Source organism: Serratia sp. X3 (genome assembly GCF_014982455.1).
GTDB lineage: Bacteria > Pseudomonadota > Gammaproteobacteria > Enterobacterales > Enterobacteriaceae > Serratia > Serratia ureilytica.
This window is the reverse complement of record NZ_JADCNB010000005.1, coordinates 189,676-206,200: the sequence shown is the minus strand read 5'-3', so window position 1 is coordinate 206,200 and position 16,525 is coordinate 189,676. Positions and strand designations below refer to the sequence as shown.

The 16,525-nt window shown below is 61.6% G+C and carries 12 protein-coding genes; 5 read left to right on the top strand and 7 right to left on the bottom strand.

Annotation, left to right across the window (positions count from 1 at the left end; translation table 11 throughout):
* Nucleotides 1–3: 3 nt before the first annotated feature.
* Nucleotides 4–504, top strand: a complete 501-nt coding sequence (gene sspB / locus IMX17_RS19335; RefSeq protein WP_025304365.1) for a ClpXP protease specificity-enhancing factor — start codon at nucleotides 4–6, stop codon at nucleotides 502–504.
* 99 nt (nucleotides 505–603) lie between these two features.
* Here sspB and IMX17_RS19330 read toward each other — a convergent pair whose 3' ends face one another.
* The 3 genes from IMX17_RS19330 to gltB all read right to left on the bottom strand — a co-directional run bounded on the left by IMX17_RS19330 (nucleotide 604) and on the right by gltB (nucleotide 7,141).
* Nucleotides 604–1,083, bottom strand: coding sequence for a hypothetical protein (locus IMX17_RS19330; RefSeq protein WP_094143372.1), 480 nt, complete (start codon nucleotides 1,081–1,083; stop codon nucleotides 604–606).
* A 164-nt stretch (nucleotides 1,084–1,247) separates the two neighbouring features.
* On the bottom strand, nucleotides 1,248–2,666 hold the full coding sequence (locus tag IMX17_RS19325) for a glutamate synthase small subunit (RefSeq protein WP_193550137.1): 1,419 nt from the start codon (nucleotides 2,664–2,666) through the stop codon (nucleotides 1,248–1,250).
* A gap of 14 nt (nucleotides 2,667–2,680) precedes the next feature.
* Nucleotides 2,681–7,141 (bottom strand): glutamate synthase large subunit, encoded by a 4,461-nt coding sequence (gene gltB, locus IMX17_RS19320; protein ID WP_046897247.1) that lies wholly within the window; start codon nucleotides 7,139–7,141, stop codon nucleotides 2,681–2,683.
* Between the two features lie 691 nt (nucleotides 7,142–7,832).
* Here gltB and IMX17_RS19315 point away from each other — a divergent pair.
* From IMX17_RS19315 to mtgA, 4 genes are all read left to right on the top strand, one after another.
* Nucleotides 7,833–8,771: a TIGR01212 family radical SAM protein gene (locus tag IMX17_RS19315; protein WP_193550136.1), complete on the top strand. Its 939-nt coding sequence runs from the start codon at nucleotides 7,833–7,835 to the stop codon at nucleotides 8,769–8,771.
* Nucleotides 8,772–8,863: 92 nt separating this feature from the next.
* Entirely contained in the window at nucleotides 8,864–11,203 is a 2,340-nt protein-coding gene (arcB, locus tag IMX17_RS19310; RefSeq protein WP_193550135.1) for an aerobic respiration two-component sensor histidine kinase ArcB, read from the top strand.
* A 237-nt stretch (nucleotides 11,204–11,440) separates the two neighbouring features.
* Entirely contained in the window at nucleotides 11,441–12,094 is a 654-nt protein-coding gene (gene elbB, locus IMX17_RS19305) for an isoprenoid biosynthesis glyoxalase ElbB (RefSeq protein ID WP_193550134.1), read from the top strand.
* The gene (gene mtgA, locus IMX17_RS19300; RefSeq protein ID WP_046897250.1) at nucleotides 12,091–12,822 is read left to right on the top strand and encodes a monofunctional biosynthetic peptidoglycan transglycosylase; all 732 of its coding nucleotides are present in this window, start codon (nucleotides 12,091–12,093) and stop codon (nucleotides 12,820–12,822) included. Before elbB ends, mtgA begins: the two co-directional genes overlap by 4 nt.
* 39 nt (nucleotides 12,823–12,861) lie before the next feature.
* Here mtgA and dolP read toward each other — a convergent pair whose 3' ends face one another.
* The 4 genes from dolP to IMX17_RS19280 are packed head-to-tail and all read right to left on the bottom strand — an operon-like array spanning nucleotide 12,862 to nucleotide 16,478.
* Nucleotides 12,862–13,437 (bottom strand): division/outer membrane stress-associated lipid-binding lipoprotein, encoded by a 576-nt coding sequence (gene dolP, locus IMX17_RS19295; RefSeq protein ID WP_021505102.1) that lies wholly within the window; start codon nucleotides 13,435–13,437, stop codon nucleotides 12,862–12,864.
* 9 nt (nucleotides 13,438–13,446) lie between these two features.
* Nucleotides 13,447–14,037 (bottom strand): DnaA initiator-associating protein DiaA, encoded by a 591-nt coding sequence (gene diaA / locus IMX17_RS19290; protein WP_004937103.1) that lies wholly within the window; start codon nucleotides 14,035–14,037, stop codon nucleotides 13,447–13,449.
* A gap of 51 nt (nucleotides 14,038–14,088) precedes the next feature.
* Nucleotides 14,089–14,442 (bottom strand): YraN family protein, encoded by a 354-nt coding sequence (locus IMX17_RS19285; protein ID WP_193550133.1) that lies wholly within the window; start codon nucleotides 14,440–14,442, stop codon nucleotides 14,089–14,091.
* Complete coding sequence (locus IMX17_RS19280) at nucleotides 14,439–16,478, bottom strand: penicillin-binding protein activator (RefSeq protein ID WP_060660213.1); 2,040 nt, start codon at nucleotides 16,476–16,478, stop codon at nucleotides 14,439–14,441. Before IMX17_RS19280 ends, IMX17_RS19285 begins: the two co-directional genes overlap by 4 nt.
* Nucleotides 16,479–16,525: the final 47 nt, after the last annotated feature.

Below are 16,525 nucleotides of genomic sequence, written 5' to 3'. Positions count from 1 at the left end.
GCGATGGACATGTCTCAGATGACGCCGCGTCGCCCGTATCTGCTGCGGGCGTTCTACGACTGGCTGCTGGATAACCAGCTGACGCCGCACCTGGTGGTCGATGTGACTCGCCCTGATGTTCAGGTGCCGATGGAGTTCGCGCGCGATGGCCAGATCGTGTTGAATATCGCGCCGCGCGCGGTAGGCAACCTGGCGTTGGGCAACGAAGACGTGCAGTTCAACGCGCGCTTCGGCGGCGTGCCGCGCCAGGTTTCGGTGCCGATGGCCGCCGTGCTGGCGATTTATGCGCGTGAGAACGGCGCCGGCACGATGTTTGAACCGGAAGCCGCCTACGACGAAAGCGAAGGCGTGTTCGAAGGTTTGGACAATGAGACGATCCCTTCGGAAACGTTGATGTCGGTCATCGACGGCGATCGCCCGGATACCGCAGAAGATGACGGCCCGGACGACGAACCGCCGCAGCCGCCGCGCGGTGGCCGCCCGGCGCTGCGCGTGGTGAAATAAGCCTGCGTGAACAAACGAAAAAGCACCCCGTGGGGTGCTTTTTTTTTGGTTCATCACGTTAAAACGCGATGAACCTTTTTTTTGCCCGGCAGAAGCGGGTCAGCCTTTCAGGGCGGCAATGCAGGCATCGCGCGGCGCGCTGAGATCGCCTACGCGCACGGTGGACAGCGCGCGGGCCGCGCGCTCACGGAAGCTGGTGATGGCGGTGTCGCCTTGCACTTCCGGTGGCGCGGTGCAGATGTCATTGAGCGGCAGATCGTTGCCTTGGTTGAGCGCCTGCAATACCGCCGCCGGGTTGTAGATCAGGGCCGCGGAGAGGGCAGATTTAATGCCGGCGGTAAATCCGGCATTGCCGCCGCCGGCCAGCTTGGGCGCCAGGGCAATCCAGTTGTCGTCCCCCAACCGGATGCTGTTTTCCACGGCGCTGAACTGTCCGGCCTTGCCCAACTGCGCTACGACCGGCCGCGCGCCGCGCGCTTCGATATTGTAACCGACCTCCTGCGAATCCAGCGCCATGGCTGAGGTGCTGAAACTGACGGCCAGCAGTGCGCCGGCCAACAGGGAAATGGAGCATTTCATGTTCGCTATCCTTATCACGGTGTCAGGCGCAGCCGCGCCCTGCAATGGTGCTAACTCAATACTATAGCGCGTTGAGGCAGTGAGGAGAGGGGAGGTTGTTACAAAGCGTGGCCGGTTAAAACAAAGGCCCGGCAATGTGCCGGGCCTTTGGCGGTTCGGAAGGTTTACACTTCCAGGTAGTTCATGATGCCGTCTGCCGCTTTGCGGCCTTCGGCGATCGCCGTCACCACCAGGTCGGAGCCGCGGACCGCGTCGCCACCGGCGAAGATTTTCGGGTTGCTGGTCTGGAACGCGTTGTCGCTGCCTTCCGGCGCCACGATGCGGCCCTGTTTATCGAGCTGCACGTCGTGCGCCGCCAGCCAGTCCATGCGGTGTGGGCGGAAGCCGAACGCCATCACCACCGCGTCGGCGTCGATCACGTGCTCGGAACCCGGCACCTGCTCCGCCGCCTGGCGGCCGTTGGCATCCGGCGCACCCAGCTGAGTGCGCACCATTTTCACCCCGGCCACGCGGCCGGCGCTGTTCAGTTCGATGCTCAGCGGCTGCAGGTTGAACTGGAAGTCCACCCCTTCTTCCCGGGCGTTCTTCACTTCGCGCTTGGAACCCGGCATGTTGGCCTCGTCGCGGCGGTAGGCGCAGGTGACCTGCGTCGCGCCCTGACGCACCGAAGTGCGTACGCAGTCCATGGCGGTATCGCCGCCGCCCAGCACCACCACTCGTTTGCCTTCCATGCTGACATAAGGCTCGTGCTGCTCGGTTTCATACCCCATCAGCTGCTTGGTGTTGGCGATCAGGAACGGCAGCGCGTCGTACACGCCCTGCGCATCCTCATTCTCCAGCCCGCCACGCATCGATTGATAGGTGCCGACGCCGAGGAACACCGCATCGTACTCGCTCAGCAAAGTCTCCATGCTGACGTCTTTGCCCACTTCGGTATTCAGCTGAAACTCGATGCCCATCTCGCTGAAGATGCCGCGGCGTTTGACCATCACTTCCTTTTCCAGCTTGAAGGCCGGGATGCCGAAGGTCAGCAGACCGCCGATCTCAGGATGACGATCATACACCACCGCCTTAACGCCGTTGCGGGTCAGCACGTCAGCGCAGGCCAGCCCGGCGGGGCCGGCACCGACGATCGCCACGCGCTTGCCGGTCGGCTGCACGTGCGACATGTCCGGCTTCCAGCCCATTTCGATGGCCTTATCGCTGATGTAACGCTCGATATTGCCGATGGTGACCGCGCCGAACTCGTCGTTCAGGGTGCAAGACCCTTCGCACAGGCGATCCTGCGGGCATACGCGGCCGCACACCTCCGGCAGGCTGTTGGTCTGATGCGCCAGGTTCGCCGCTTCCATGATGCGGCCTTCGTTGGCCAGCTTCAGCCAGTTCGGGATGTAGTTGTGCACCGGGCACTTCCACTCGCAATACGGGTTGCCGCAGGACAGACAGCGGTCCGCCTGGGCTTTGGCCTGGGTTTCCGAAAACGGTTCGTAGATCTCGACGAACTCGATTTTGCGGATCTTCAGCGGTTTCTTAGGCGGATCAACACGCTGCAGGTCGATAAATTGATAAACGTTCTGACTCATTAATGACCTACCTCTTACTGCGCCTGCACCCGCAGCTCAGCTGCGGAACGGCTACGGTGACCCAACAGCGCTTTGACATCGCTGGACTTCGGTTTGACCAGGGCGAACTTCGGCGCCCACTCCGGCCAGTTGGCCAGGATCTCTTCCGCGCGGGAAGAGCCGGTCGCCTGCACGTGTTCGGTGATCAGGCCGCGCAGATGCTCCTCATGGATCGCCAACTGATCGACATCCAGCACTTCCACCAGCTCCGGGTTCACGCGCTTGCGGAACTCGCCGTCTTCGTCCAGCACGTAGGCGAAACCGCCGGTCATGCCGGCGCCGAAGTTGATGCCGGTTTTACCCAGCACGCAGACGATGCCGCCGGTCATGTATTCGCAGCCGTTGTCGCCGATGCCTTCCACCACGGTGATGGCGCCGGAGTTGCGCACCGCGAAACGCTCGCCCGCGCGGCCGGCGGCGAACAGTTTGCCGCCGGTGGCGCCGTACAGGCAGGTGTTGCCGACGATGCTGGCTTCATGGCTGCGGAAGGCGGAGCCGATCGGCGGACGCACCGCGATGCTGCCGCCGGCCATGCCTTTGCCGACATAGTCGTTGGCGTCGCCGGTCAGGGTCAGCTCGACGCCGCCGGCGTTCCAGACGCCGAAGCTCTGCCCGGCGGTGCCGGAGAAGTGCGCCTTGATCGGATCGGCCGCCATGCCCTGATCGCCGTGCACGTTGGCGATAGCGCCGGACAGCATGGCGCCTACGGAGCGGTCGGTGTTGCGAATGTCGAAGTAGAAGGTTTTACCCTGCTTCGCTTCGATGTGCGGCTGCGCCTGCGCCAGCAGCTCTTTGTTCAGCAGGCCCTTGTCGAACGCCGGGTTGCTGCTTTCGGTGCAGTACACTGCTTTGCCCGGATGCGGCGTGGCGGTTTTCAGCAGCGGCGACAGATCCAGCTTGTTCTGCTTGGCGGAGATGCCGTCCAGCTCGGTCAGGAAGTCGGTGCGGCCGATCAGATCCACCAGTTGGCTCACGCCCAGTTGCGCCATGATCTCGCGGGTTTCTCGCGCGATAAACTGGAAGTAATTCGTCACGCGTTCCGGCAGGCCGTGGTAGTGATCGCGGCGCAGCTTGTCGTCCTGAGTCGCGACGCCGGTCGCGCAGTTGTTGAGGTGGCAGATGCGCAGGTATTTGCAGCCCAGCGCCACCATCGGCCCGGTGCCGAAGCCGAAGCTTTCCGCGCCCAGGATCGCCGCTTTGACGATGTCCACGCCGGTTTTCAGGCCGCCGTCCACCTGCAGGCGGATCTTGTGGCGCAGACCGTTGGCCACCAGCGCCTGCTGGGTTTCCACCAGGCCCAGTTCCCATGGGCAGCCGGCATATTTCACCGAGGACAGCGGGCTGGCGCCGGTGCCGCCGTCGTAACCGGCGATGGTGATCAGATCGGCATAGGCTTTCGCCACGCCGGTGGCGATGGTGCCGACGCCCGGCTCGGACACCAGTTTCACCGAGATCACCGCCTTCGGGTTGACCTGCTTCAGATCGAAGATCAGCTGCGCCAGATCTTCGATCGAATAGATGTCGTGGTGCGGTGGCGGGGAGATCAGCGTCACGCCCGGCACCGAGTAACGCAGTCTGGCGATGTACGGGGTGACTTTGTCGCCCGGCAGCTGGCCGCCTTCGCCCGGCTTGGCGCCTTGCGCCACCTTAATCTGGATCACGTCGGCGTTCACCAGGTAGGCCGGCGTTACGCCGAAGCGTCCGGAGGCCACCTGTTTGATGCGCGACACCTTGTTGGTGCGGTAGCGCGCCGGATCTTCGCCGCCTTCGCCGGAGTTGGAGAAGCCGCCGAGGCCGTTCATGGCGATCGCCAGTGACTCGTGCGCTTCCGGGCTCAGCGCGCCGATCGACATCGCCGCCGTGTCGAAGCGTTTGAACAGCGATTCCGCCGGTTCGACCTGATCGACCGGAATCGGTTCGCCTTTCGGCGTGATGGCCAGCAGATCGCGCAGCATGGCGACCGGCCGCTCGTTCACCAGCTTGGCGTAAGCCTGATAGTCGCTGTACTCGCCGCTGTGCACCGCTTTTTGCAGCGAGTTCACCACGTCCGGGTTGTAGGCGTGGTATTCGCCGCCGTGCACGAACTTCAGCAGGCCGCCTTGCTCCAGCGGTTTGCGTTTCAGCCAGGCGCGCTTGGAAAGGTTCTGCAGATCCTGCTGGAAATCGCTGAAGCTGGCGCCGCCGATGCGGCTGACCACGCCCTGGAAGCACAGATCCGCCAGATCGCGGTGCAGGCCGACCGCTTCGAACAGCTTGGAGCAGCGGTAAGAGGCGATGGTCGAAATGCCCATCTTGGACATGATCTTGTACAGGCCTTTGTTGATGCCGTTGCGGTAGTTCAGCATCACGTCGCGGTATTTCTTGTCGATCGCCTGGCTGTCCACCAGCTTGGCCAGGGTTTCATAGGCCAGATACGGATAGATGGCGGTCGCGCCGAAGCCGAGCAGCACGGCGAAGTGGTGCGGATCGCGGGCGCTGGCGGTTTCAACGATCAGGTTGGCGTCGCAGCGCAGGCTTTTCTCCACCAGACGGGTTTGCACGGCGCCGACCGCCATCGGGGCCGGCACCGGCAGGCGGCCGGGCGCGATGGCGCGGTCGGACAGCACCAACAGCACCGCACCTTCACGCACCTTGCGTTCCGCTTCGTCGCACAGGGCGCGAATGGTTTGCTCCAGATCCTGCTGCTGCGGATCGAAGGTCAGATCGAGCGTCTCGGCGCGATAGTATTCGCCTTCCAGCGTGGTGAGCTGTTTGAAATCGGAGTACAGCAGGATCGGCGATTTGAAGCTCAGGCGGTGCGCCTGGCCTTCGGCTTCGCAGAACACGTTCATTTCGCGGCCGATGCTGGTGGCCAGCGACATGACATGCGCTTCACGCAGCGGATCGATCGGCGGATTGGTGACCTGCGCGAACTGCTGGCGGAAATAGTCGTAAACGATGCGCGGCCGGCTGGAGAGCACGGCGAACGGGGTATCGTCGCCCATCGAACCGGTGGCTTCCTGGCCAATTTCGCCCAGCACGCGGATCACCTGATCCAGCTCTTCACTGCTGTAGCCGAACTGTTTCTGATAGGTTTCGAGCTGCGCGTCGTCGAGCTCGCGGCTGCCGACCTGATCGTCCGGCAGATCTTCGAACGGCACCAGGCGTTTGACGTTTTTCTCCATCCACTCTTTATACGGGTGGCGGCTTTTCAGATCGTTGTCGGTTTCCGCCGAGTGCAGGATGCGGCCGCTGCGGGTGTCGATCACCATCAGCTCGCCGGGGCCGACGCGGCCTTTTTCCACCACTTCATCCGGCTGGTAATCCCAGATGCCGACTTCGGAGGCGCAGGTGATCAGCTTGTCTTTGGTGATCACGTAGCGCGCCGGGCGCAGGCCGTTGCGATCGAGGTTACAGGCGGCGTAGCGGCCGTCGGACATCACGATGCCGGCCGGGCCGTCCCACGGCTCCATGTGCATCGAGTTGAAGTCGAAGAAGGCGCGCAGATCGCCGTCCATGTCCGGGTTGTTCTGCCAGGCCGGCGGCACCAGCAGGCGCATGGCGCGGATGAGATCCATCCCGCCCGCCAGCAGCAGCTCCAGCATGTTGTCCAGCGAACTGGAGTCGGAGCCGGTTTCGTTGACGAACGGCGCGGCGGCCTGCAGATCCGGGATCAGCGGCGTTTGGAATTTATAGGTGCGGGCGCGCGCCCACTGGCGGTTGCCGGTGATGGTGTTGATTTCGCCGTTGTGCGCCAGGTAGCGGAACGGCTGCGCCAGCGGCCAGCGCGGCACGGTGTTGGTGGAGAAGCGCTGGTGGAACAGGCAAATGGCCGACTCCAGGCGCAGATCCGCCAGATCGAGATAGAAGCGCGGCAGATCCGCAGGCATGCACAGGCCTTTATAGATCGTCACCAGGTTAGAGAAGCTGCAGACGTAGAAACTGTCGTCCTGCACGCGTTTCTCGATGCGGCGACGCGCTACGAACAGGCGGCGCTCCATATCGCGCGGGCGCCAGCCGGCCGGGGCGTTAACGAAGATTTGCTCGATGCGCGGCAGGGAGGAGAGGGCGATTTCACCCAGTACGTCCGGGTTGGTCGGCACTTCGCGCCAGCCGACGATCGACAGCGTTTCGTTTTGCAGCTCTTCTTCCACGATGCGGCGGCTGAGGCGCGCTTCCTCTTCATTCTGGCTGAGGAACATCATGCCGACGGCGTAGTTCTTGGCCAAACGCCAGCCGCGCTCTTCCGCCACCATGCGGAAGAAGCGATCGGGTTTTTGCAGCAACAGGCCGCAGCCGTCGCCGGTCTTGCCGTCGGCGAGGATCGCGCCGCGGTGCTGCATGCGGGCCAGCGCGTGAATGGCGGTGCGCACCACCTTGTGGCTAGGTTCGCCTTCTATATGGGCGATCAGGCCGAAACCACAGTTGTCCCTCTCTTGGGATTTATCGTACAACATATCGTGAACCTCCCCAGGCTCTGCGTGACTCTCACAACCTACTGCGAGGGGGCTTCCCAATTTCAGGCAGAAGTCCAATCAGCAAGTTAACCCCGCCAATCTGCTTTTCCGCCCTCCATCAATGGCCTCTCGTGACGGTCTCACAAGTGGTATAGGACTTGTTTTAAGAGGGAGTCTTCAATTACTGCATAAATATGACGAGACGTTTGCCCGTCCAGAAAGCTTCCAGCGGACTTCCAACTTAGCGAGAAAGAATTCGCAGGTCAAATGTGGGCTTAAGATAGATTCTTATCGAATTGATGATGTTTATTTATTTGAAAAATAAGTATTTTAATGCATTTTTGCACTATCGTGGGGCAACGCCGATCCCCGCAGAAGTGTGAGCTGTCTCACTATAGTGCAACCCCTTAATCTCTGCACCATGCTAGTGCGGGGGGTAATGCCAGAGTTTTATTCTATAAGATATTGCTTATCTGATGTTTATGACTATTTTTCACCGTGTTGTCATATTGCCGTTAACGGTTGCGTGACGATTAGAATAATTCATCAGAATTAGAGTGAATTGATTTGCGTTTATGATGAATAGTTATGCCTAGTGGCGCCTTGCGGGGAAAGCGTTGATCTCTGTCATCGCGGGAAAAACCGTTTCTTATTAGCATCGCGGCTTTGAACACAGAGAAGCACCAAGATTATGCAGTTGCCGCAATTAGTCAATATGTTTGGCGCGGATCTCCAGCGCCGCTATGGCGAAAAGATCCATAAACTCACGCTGCACGGCGGATTCAGCTGCCCTAACCGCGACGGCACGTTGGGGCGCGGCGGCTGTACGTTCTGCAATGTCGCCTCGTTCGCCGATGAAGCGATGCAACGCCAGAGCATCGCCGAACAGCTGGCGCAGCAGGCCGCGCGGGCCGATCGGGCGCGGCGCTATCTGGCCTATTTCCAGGCCTATACCAGCACCTATGCGGAGGTTGAACGGCTGGAGACGATGTATCGGCAGGCGTTGGCGCAGAGCGCCATGGTCGGCCTGTGCGTCGGCACCCGGCCGGACTGCGTGCCGCCCGCCGCGTTGGACCTGCTGGCGGGCTACCGCGAGCAAGGCTATGAAGTGTGGCTGGAACTGGGGCTGCAGACGGCGCACGATAAAACGCTAAAGCGCATCAACCGCGGCCATGATTTTCGCTGTTATCAGCAGACGGCGCGGCTGGCCCGGCAGCGCGGGCTGAAGGTGTGCTGCCATCTGATCGTCGGGCTGCCGGGAGAAACTCAGCGCGATCATCTGCTCACGCTGCAGCGGGTGACGGAGACCGGCGTGGATGGCATCAAACTGCATCCGCTGCACGTTGTTACCGGCAGTACCCTGGCGCGGGCGTGGCAGGCCGGGCGGTTGCCCGAACTGGCGCTGGAAGCTTACGCCGTCAGCGCCGGGGAGATGATCCGCCATACGCCGGGCGAGGTGGTGTACCACCGTCTTTCCGCCAGCGCCCGTCGGCCGACGCTGCTGGCGCCGCTGTGGTGCGAAAATCGCTGGAGCGGCATGCAGGCGGTCGGCGCTTATCTGCAGCAATACGGCGGGCAGGGCAGCGCGCTGGATGAAAAGCGGCGCTACCGCCCCGGAATGCCGCTCTGAAGTGCAATCTTTGCCACACTTCGGCGTTTGCCGCCTTATCTCATCGCGGTTTTACGGTATGATTCAAAAGATTGTGTCTGATGGGAGCCGCTATGAAGCAAATCCGGGTGTTGGCCCAGTACTACGTTGATTTAATGGTGAAACTGGGGTTGGTGCGCTTCTCGCTGCTGCTGGCCTCGGCGCTGGTGGTGCTGGCGATGGTGGTGCAGATGGCGGTGACCATGCTGCTGCGCGGCGAAGTGGAAAGCATCGACGTGGTGCGTTCAATCTTCTTCGGCCTGTTGATCACCCCGTGGGCGGTCTACTTTCTCTCAGTGGTGGTGGAACAGTTGGAAGAGTCGCGCCAACGGCTGGCGCGGCTGGTGGACAAACTGGAAGAGATGCGCCACCGCGATCTGGAGCTTAATCAGCAGCTCAAAGACAATATCAGCCAGCTGAATCAGGAGATCGCCGACCGTATCAAAGCGGAAGAAGAGCGCCTGCAGGTGATGGAAAAGCTGACGGAAGAGATGGAACAGCGCGAGCAGGCGCAGATTGAGCTGGGCCAGCAATCGGCGCTGCTGCGCTCCTTCCTCGATGCCTCGCCGGATCTGGTCTACTACCGCAACGAAGACAAAGAGTTTTCCGGCTGCAACCGCGCGATGGAGCTGCTGACCGGCAAGAGCGAGAAACAGCTGATCGGCCTGACGCCGTTCGACGTCTACGGCAAGGAGATCGCCGAAAAGGTCATTGAGACCGACGAGAAGGTGTTCCGCCACAACGTTTCGCTGACCTACGAACAATGGTTGGTGTATCCCGACGGCCGCAAAGCCTGTTTCGAGCTGCGCAAGGTGCCGTTTTACGACCGGGTGGGCAAACGCCACGGGCTGATGGGCTTCGGCCGCGATATTACCGAGCGTAAGCGCTACCAGGACGCGCTGGAGAACGCCAGCAGGGAGAAGACCACCTTTATCTCCACGATCAGCCACGAGCTGCGTACGCCGCTTAACGGCATCGTCGGCCTGAGCCGCATTTTGCTTGATACCGAGCTGAACGACGAGCAACTGAAATACCTGAAGACCATTCACGTCAGCGCCATCACCCTCGGCAATATCTTCAACGACATTATCGAAATGGACAAGCTCGAGCGGCGCAAGGTGCAGCTCGACAACCAGCCGGTGGACTTCACCGGTTTCCTGGCGGATCTGGAGAACCTCTCGGGCCTGCTGGCGCAGCCGAAAGGGCTGCAGTTCATCATGGAGCCGCAGACGCCGCTGCCGCAGCAGATCGTGACCGACGGCACGCGCCTGCGGCAGATCTTGTGGAACCTGATCGGCAACGCGGTGAAATTTACCCAACAGGGGCAAATTGTGGTGCGCGTGCGGCGCGAGGCGCAGGAGAAGCTGGTGTTCGAAGTGGAAGACTCGGGCATGGGCATCCCGCAGGACGAGCAGGACAAGATCTTCGCCATGTATTACCAGGTGAAAGATCAGCGCGGCGGCCGCCCGGCCACCGGAACCGGCATCGGGCTGGCGGTCTCCAAACGGCTGGCGCAGAGCATGGGCGGCGACATTACCGTGCGCAGCGAACAAGGGCACGGTTCTTGCTTCACGTTGACCATCAAGGCGCCGGCGGTGCAGGAAGCCGTCAGCGCGGCGCCGGAGGAAGAGGAGCTGCCGTTGCCGGCGCTGCACATCCTGCTGGTGGAAGATATCGAACTGAACGTGATCGTGGCGCGCTCGGTGCTGGAGAAGCTGGGCAACAGCGTCGACGTGGCGATGAACGGCCACGACGCGCTGGCGATGTTCGATCCGGACGAGTTCGATCTGGTGCTGCTGGACATTCAACTGCCGGACATGACCGGGCTGGATATCGCCCGGGCGCTGCGCGAGCGTTACGCCGGGCAGGCGCTGCCGCCGTTGGTGGCCCTGACCGCCAACGTGCTGAAAGACAAAAAAGAGTATCTCGAGGCGGGCATGGACGATGTGCTGAGCAAGCCGCTGTCGGTGCCGGCGCTGACCAAGATCATCAAACACTATTGGGATCATCAACCTTCTCACACTTCTAAGAAAACGGAGCACAAGGCGATGCAGATTAATGAGTCGTTACTCGATACCGCGATGCTGGAGCAGTACATGGACCTGGTTGGCCCGCAGTTGATCCATCAAAGTCTGGAGATGTTCGAACAGATGATGCCGGGTTATCTGGCGGTGCTGGATTCCAACATGACGGCGCGCGATCAGAAAGGCATCACCGAGGAAGGGCACAAGATCAAGGGCGCCGCCGGTTCGGTCGGCCTGCGTCACCTGCAGCAGTTGGCGCAACAGATTCAAACGCCGACGCTGCCGGCCTGGTGGGATAACGTGCAGGACTGGGTAGATGAGCTGAAGCAAGAGTGGCGCAACGACGTGCAGGTACTGCGGGCTTGGGTAGAGAACGCTGAAAAAAAATGACCCCGACGTGAGCCGGGGTGCGCGAATATTGCGCCAACACCAGGGAAATTGTGAACCTGCGTATTGGTTTCAGTGTTCTGGTCGAGCAGGTTGTAGCGAATTCCTAAACATCATACAGCCAACAACATAGCAAATGTAAGCGCTCTTGTTAGAAGATTCATTAAAATGTGTGATGTAGATTAGTGTTTGTCAACTCCGAGCACGAACCAGTTGACAGCAGCGACAGGAGGAAGAGTGATGAAAAAGGTGGGTGTAGTCCTCAGCGGCAGCGGCGTTTATGACGGTACGGAGATCCACGAAGCGGTGCTGACGCTGCTGGCGCTGGACCGTGCCGGCGCGCAGGCGGTGTGTTTTGCGCCTGATAAACCGCAACGCCATGTTATTAATCACTTATCTGGTGAGGAGATGGCGGAGTCGCGCAACGTCCTGATTGAATCGGCGCGCATTGCCCGCGGCGCAGTGCAGCCGTTGGCGCTGGCGGATGCCGCACAGCTGGATGCGCTGATTGTGCCCGGCGGCTTTGGCGCCGCCAAGAATCTCAGCAATTTCGCCGAGGCCGGCGCGGAATGTTGGGTCGATGAAGCGTTGGCGCGTCTGACGCGCGAGATGCATAAGGCCAACAAACCAATTGGCCTGATGTGCATCGCACCGGCGCTGTTGCCGAAGCTGCTCGATCAACAAGCGCGGCTGACCATTGGCAACGATCCCGACCTGGGAGAAGTGATTGACGCCATGGGCGGCGAGCCGGTGATTTGCCCGGTGGACGACATCGTGGTGGACAGCGAGCACAAGATCGTGACCACGCCAGCTTATATGCTGGCGCCGTCGATCGCGCAGGCGGCCGTCGGCATCGATAAACTGGTGGCGCGGGTGCTGGAACTGGCTGAATGAGCAAATCGGTCGGCGGATGGCGGCGGCTGCGTCCGTGGTATTGGCTGAAGCGCGGTGTCATCGCGATTATCGGTCTGTGGGTGTTGGGCATTGTGGCCTTCGCCTTCCTGCCGGTGCCGTTTTCCGCCGTGATGGTGGAGCGGCAGGTCAGCGCTTGGCTGAGCGGCGACTTCGGCTACGTCGCTCATTCGGACTGGGTGTCGATGGACGACATTTCGCCGCAGATGGCGCTGGCGGTGATGGCAGCGGAAGATCAGAAGTTTCCAGACCATTGGGGCTTCGATGTGGCGGCCATTGAAAAGGCGCTCAGCCACAACGAGAAGCGCCCGACGCGCATCCGCGGCGCGTCCACGCTGTCGCAGCAGACCGCTAAAAACCTGTTTCTGTGGGATGGCCGCAGCTGGCTGCGCAAAGGGTTGGAGGCCGGGCTGACGTCGGGCATCGAGCTGGTGTGGACCAAGCGGCGCATTCTGACGGTGTACCTGAACATCGTCGAGTTCGGCGACGGGGTGTTCGGCGTGGAAGAGGCTTCACAGCGCTTTTTCCATAAGCCGGCCAAGCGCCTGACCGCTGCCGAAGCGGCGCTGCTGGCGGCGGTATTGCCGAATCCGCACCGCTTCAGGGCCGATGCGCCTTCCGGCTATGTGGTGCAGCGTCAACAGTGGATTATGCGCCAAATGCGGCAACTGGGCGGGGAAACGTTTTTACGCGAGAACAAGCTGGATTAAGCGGGCGGGAACGGCACGGCGCCGCTCCCGCCAGGCGGATTACTTCACATAGGTAAAGGCGGTGGTGACGTGTTTCACGCCGCTGACCTGGCTGGCGATCTGCGCCGCCGACTGCCCTTCCTGCTGTGTGACCAAGCCCAGCAAGAACACTTCACCGTTTTCGGTGGTGACTTTCACGTTGGACGATTTCACCGTATCGCTGGTGAGCAGCTGCGAACGCACCTTGGTGGTGATCCAGGTGTCGGAGGACGCGGTGCTCAGGCTGACCGGCGTGCCCTGGCGGATTTCGTTATACACTTCGGTGGTGCCTTCCACGCCCATGGCGATCTGCTTGGCGCGCGCGGTGAGATCGGCGTTAGGCGACTGGCCGGTCAACAGCACCTTGCCCTGATAGGCGGTGGCGACCACCCGGGCCTCTTTCTTCAACTGCTGGTCTTTGCTCAGGGCGCTTTCTACCCTGGCTTCCAGCGTGCCGTCATCCACCTGGGTCCCTACGCTGCGCGGGTCGGTGGCGGTTTTGGTGGCGACGGCCGCACTGCCGACGACGACGCCGGCGATACAGCCTTGCAACAGCAGGGCGCTGGACAGCACTGCAAATGTGGCTTTTAGCTTCATCTCAGTTCCTTAATCGTCCTGGTGGGGGAATAACGTATTGTCTATCAGGTCGCACAGGCAGTTTACGGTAAGCATATGCATTTCCTGAATGCGCGAACTGCGGTGCGACGGGATGCGGATCTCGACATCCTGTTGGCCGAGCAACCCGGCCAGTTCGCCGCCGTCGTAGCCGGTGAGCGCGACGATGGTCATGTCGCGCGTGACGGCCGCTTCGACCGCTTTCACAATATCACGGCTGTTGCCGCGGGTGGAAATCGCCAGCAGCACGTCGCCGGTGTGCCCGAGCGCGCGCACCTGCTTGGCGTACACTTCGTCGTGCAGGCGATCGTTGCTGATCGCCGTCAGCACCACGTTGTCGGCGTTGAGGGCGATGGCCGGCAGGCTGGGGCGCTCGGTTTCAAAACGGTTGATCATGCTGGCGGCGAAGTGCTGCGCGTTGGCCGCCGAGGTGCCGTTGCCGCAGCACAGGATTTTGTTGCCGTTGAGTAAGGATTGAACCAGCGTCATCGCCGCGCGGGAGATGGCGTCAGGCAACGCTTCCGCCGCCGCGATCTGGGTTTGGATGCTTTCGGTAAAACAGACTTTAATTCTATCCAGCACGTTGTATTAATCCACTAAGTCAAAGGGCCGGTCTGCGCCGCAAAACCCCGATTAATCCGCATTGAAGGCGTTGGGTATCCATTCTAACTGGCTACCGGTAATGGCCAAAACATCAAAACGGCAAGATGATGTGTCAAAACTGGCTCCGCGTCCCGCCAACCAGACGGCGTCGGCGTGCAGCAACCGCTGCTGTTTGCGAGAGGTGACGCTGGCGGCCGCGCCGCCGAAAGCGTCGTTGCGGCGGTAGCGCACTTCGACGAACACCCAGGTGGCGCCGTCGCGCATGATGAGGTCGAGCTCACCGCCGCGCACCGCGACGTTGGCGGCGCAGAAGGTGAGCCCGGCGTGTTCCAGATGACGGCGGGCCACTAACTCATAGCCCGCCCCTGAGGCGCGTGGGTTCAAGAGACCGGGACGACCGTACCCTGACGGTATTGCAGCCAAGGCAGTTTGCGGTTGATCACGCAGTTCGGCGACGCGCTCAGCGTACCGGTGGTGCCGGAAACCTGGAAGCCCGGCAGCTGGCGCATTTCAGCAAAATGGTTGGCCAATGTCCAGGCATCCATCCCCATCGCATACAGGCGCACCAGCGAGTAATCGTTGCGGAAACGGGCGCTGGCTTGCTGCAACAGCTGAGGGTTTGAGCCCGCCAGCAGAGGGATATCGCTGAACTGCAGACCTTCCATTTCCAGACGGAAGTCCGGGCCGGCGCCGGCCTGGTAGCTGCGCGAGCTGGCGTACATCGCCGGTTTGCCGCGCGAGCTGGTGGCCATGTCGATCATCGGTTTGATCAGCGTCAGCTGGGACTGGGTAGCGACGATATACACCGCGTCGACGCTGCCGCCGGTAGCGGCGGGCACGTCGCTCGGCGGCGCCGGAATGGTCAGCCCGGCGATGGTCACGCTCTGCGGCGCCGGGGCGCTCGACATCGGCGTGCCGGTCATGCGGATGCCGCCGCTGTTCACCATCTGGCGCAGTTCACCGGCGGAACCGATGTCCTGACGCAGCACGGTTTGCCCGCCTTGCTTCTGCCATTCCTGGTTAAAGGCCTTGGCGACGCGATCGCCGAAGGCGCCGCGCGGCACCAGCAGCAGCGGTTGACGCTTCTGTTGTTCCCAGATGTGGCGGGCGGCGTCGCGCGCTTCATCTTCCGGCGACAGGGCGAAGTAACAGATGTTCAGATTGTCCTTCGGCGTTTCGGGCTGGTTGAGCGCCAGCACGTTCAGCGTGGTGGTGCTGGCGGACAGTTGATCGACGTTCTCTTTCAGCAGCGGCCCGACCACCAGAGTGGCGCCATCCTGCTGCGCCTGGCTCAGCAAGGCGGCCAGCGGCTGGCTGGTGGTGTCGTACACTTTGACCTGTGCATTAGCGGCCTGCAGCGGCGTTATCGGCGCGCTGGACGGCGCAGCGGGTTGCGCGGCGGTCACGGCCGGCTGGCTCTCTTGCGCCGAAGGGCTGACCGCGCCGTTGGCGTTGATGTCACCGGCAGCGGCCTGATCGGCCGGCGCCGTTTGGGCCGGCGCGCCGGCTGGTTGCGCGGCTTGAGGCTGCGGCGCCGGCATGGAGCCGCCGTTTTTCGCCGCTTCGAACCCTTGCTGGATGGCGTCAGCGAACACTTTCGCTTGGCCGTTCAACGGCAGCAGCAGGGCGATTTTCGAGGTGGAGGCCTGGGTGAAGTTCAGCACCTGATTCAGGCGAGCCGGCAGCGTTTTGGCCGCCGGGTTCTTCGGATAACGGTTCTGCCAGTCTTTGATGCCGGCCTTCAGCAGATCGGGATCCTGCTTGTTGTCCTGATAGACACGCAGCAGATCCAGCCAGCCTTGCAGCACGTTCTCGTCGGCGTTGATCACCAGGCTGTTCATCTCCTGCGGCGTCAGCTGCAGCAGGGCCTGCCAGGTTTGATCCAGATTGTCCTGGTGCGCCTTGCCGGTCAGCAGCGGCTCCTGAGCGATATAGGCGCGGATCAGCGGCAGCGATGCTTTGCCCTGATTGGCGGCGATCTGCGCCTGGTAGTAACGCACCTTCTGATTCGGCGACAGCGCACCGCTGTCCAGGTGGCCCAGCGTGCTGCGGGCGCTGACGTAGCTCTTGTTGGCGATCTGCAGTTCGGCGGTCAGCAACTGGCGTTCGGTCTGCTGTGCACCACTGAGGTTTTTCGGCAACTGATTCAACTGGTCGCCGGCCTGCGGCAGTTTTCCTTCACGCAGCAAGGCGCGAATAGCAAGTAATTGCCAGTCAGCCTTGTTATCATCGCTGCTTTGCTGCAACTGCTGCAGGTAGTAATCGGAGCTGGCGCTCGCTTCGTCCTGTATATTGGCGGGCGGCGTTTGCGGGGCCCGACTCGGACAGCCTGCCAGGAAAAGGGCGGCGGCGATGACTGCGGTCAGTCGGACAGGCTTGGAACGCCCTGCTTTGGTACGAACGAATGTTGAGGAAAGCATACTGTATCCAGTGATGTTTTTTTCAAGATGCTCAATATTAAATCGGC

Excerpts from the sequence above, each read along its gene's own strand:
- elbB (WP_193550134.1), top strand. The coding sequence starts at position 11,441 with ATGAAAAAGGTGGGTGTAGTCCTCAGCGGCAGCGGCGTTTATGACGGT.
- sspB (WP_025304365.1), top strand. The coding sequence starts at position 4 with ATGGACATGTCTCAGATGACGCCGCGTCGCCCGTATCTGCTGCGGGCG.
- arcB (WP_193550135.1), top strand. The coding sequence starts at position 8,864 with ATGAAGCAAATCCGGGTGTTGGCCCAGTACTACGTTGATTTAATGGTG.
- IMX17_RS19330 (WP_094143372.1), bottom strand. The coding sequence starts at position 1,083 with ATGAAATGCTCCATTTCCCTGTTGGCCGGCGCACTGCTGGCCGTCAGT.
- dolP (WP_021505102.1), bottom strand. The coding sequence starts at position 13,437 with ATGAAGCTAAAAGCCACATTTGCAGTGCTGTCCAGCGCCCTGCTGTTG.
- IMX17_RS19280 (WP_060660213.1), bottom strand. The coding sequence starts at position 16,478 with ATGCTTTCCTCAACATTCGTTCGTACCAAAGCAGGGCGTTCCAAGCCT.
- IMX17_RS19325 (WP_193550137.1), bottom strand. The coding sequence starts at position 2,666 with ATGAGTCAGAACGTTTATCAATTTATCGACCTGCAGCGTGTTGATCCG.
- mtgA (WP_046897250.1), top strand. The coding sequence starts at position 12,091 with ATGAGCAAATCGGTCGGCGGATGGCGGCGGCTGCGTCCGTGGTATTGG.
- gltB (WP_046897247.1), bottom strand. The coding sequence starts at position 7,141 with ATGTTGTACGATAAATCCCAAGAGAGGGACAACTGTGGTTTCGGCCTG.
- IMX17_RS19315 (WP_193550136.1), top strand. The coding sequence starts at position 7,833 with ATGCAGTTGCCGCAATTAGTCAATATGTTTGGCGCGGATCTCCAGCGC.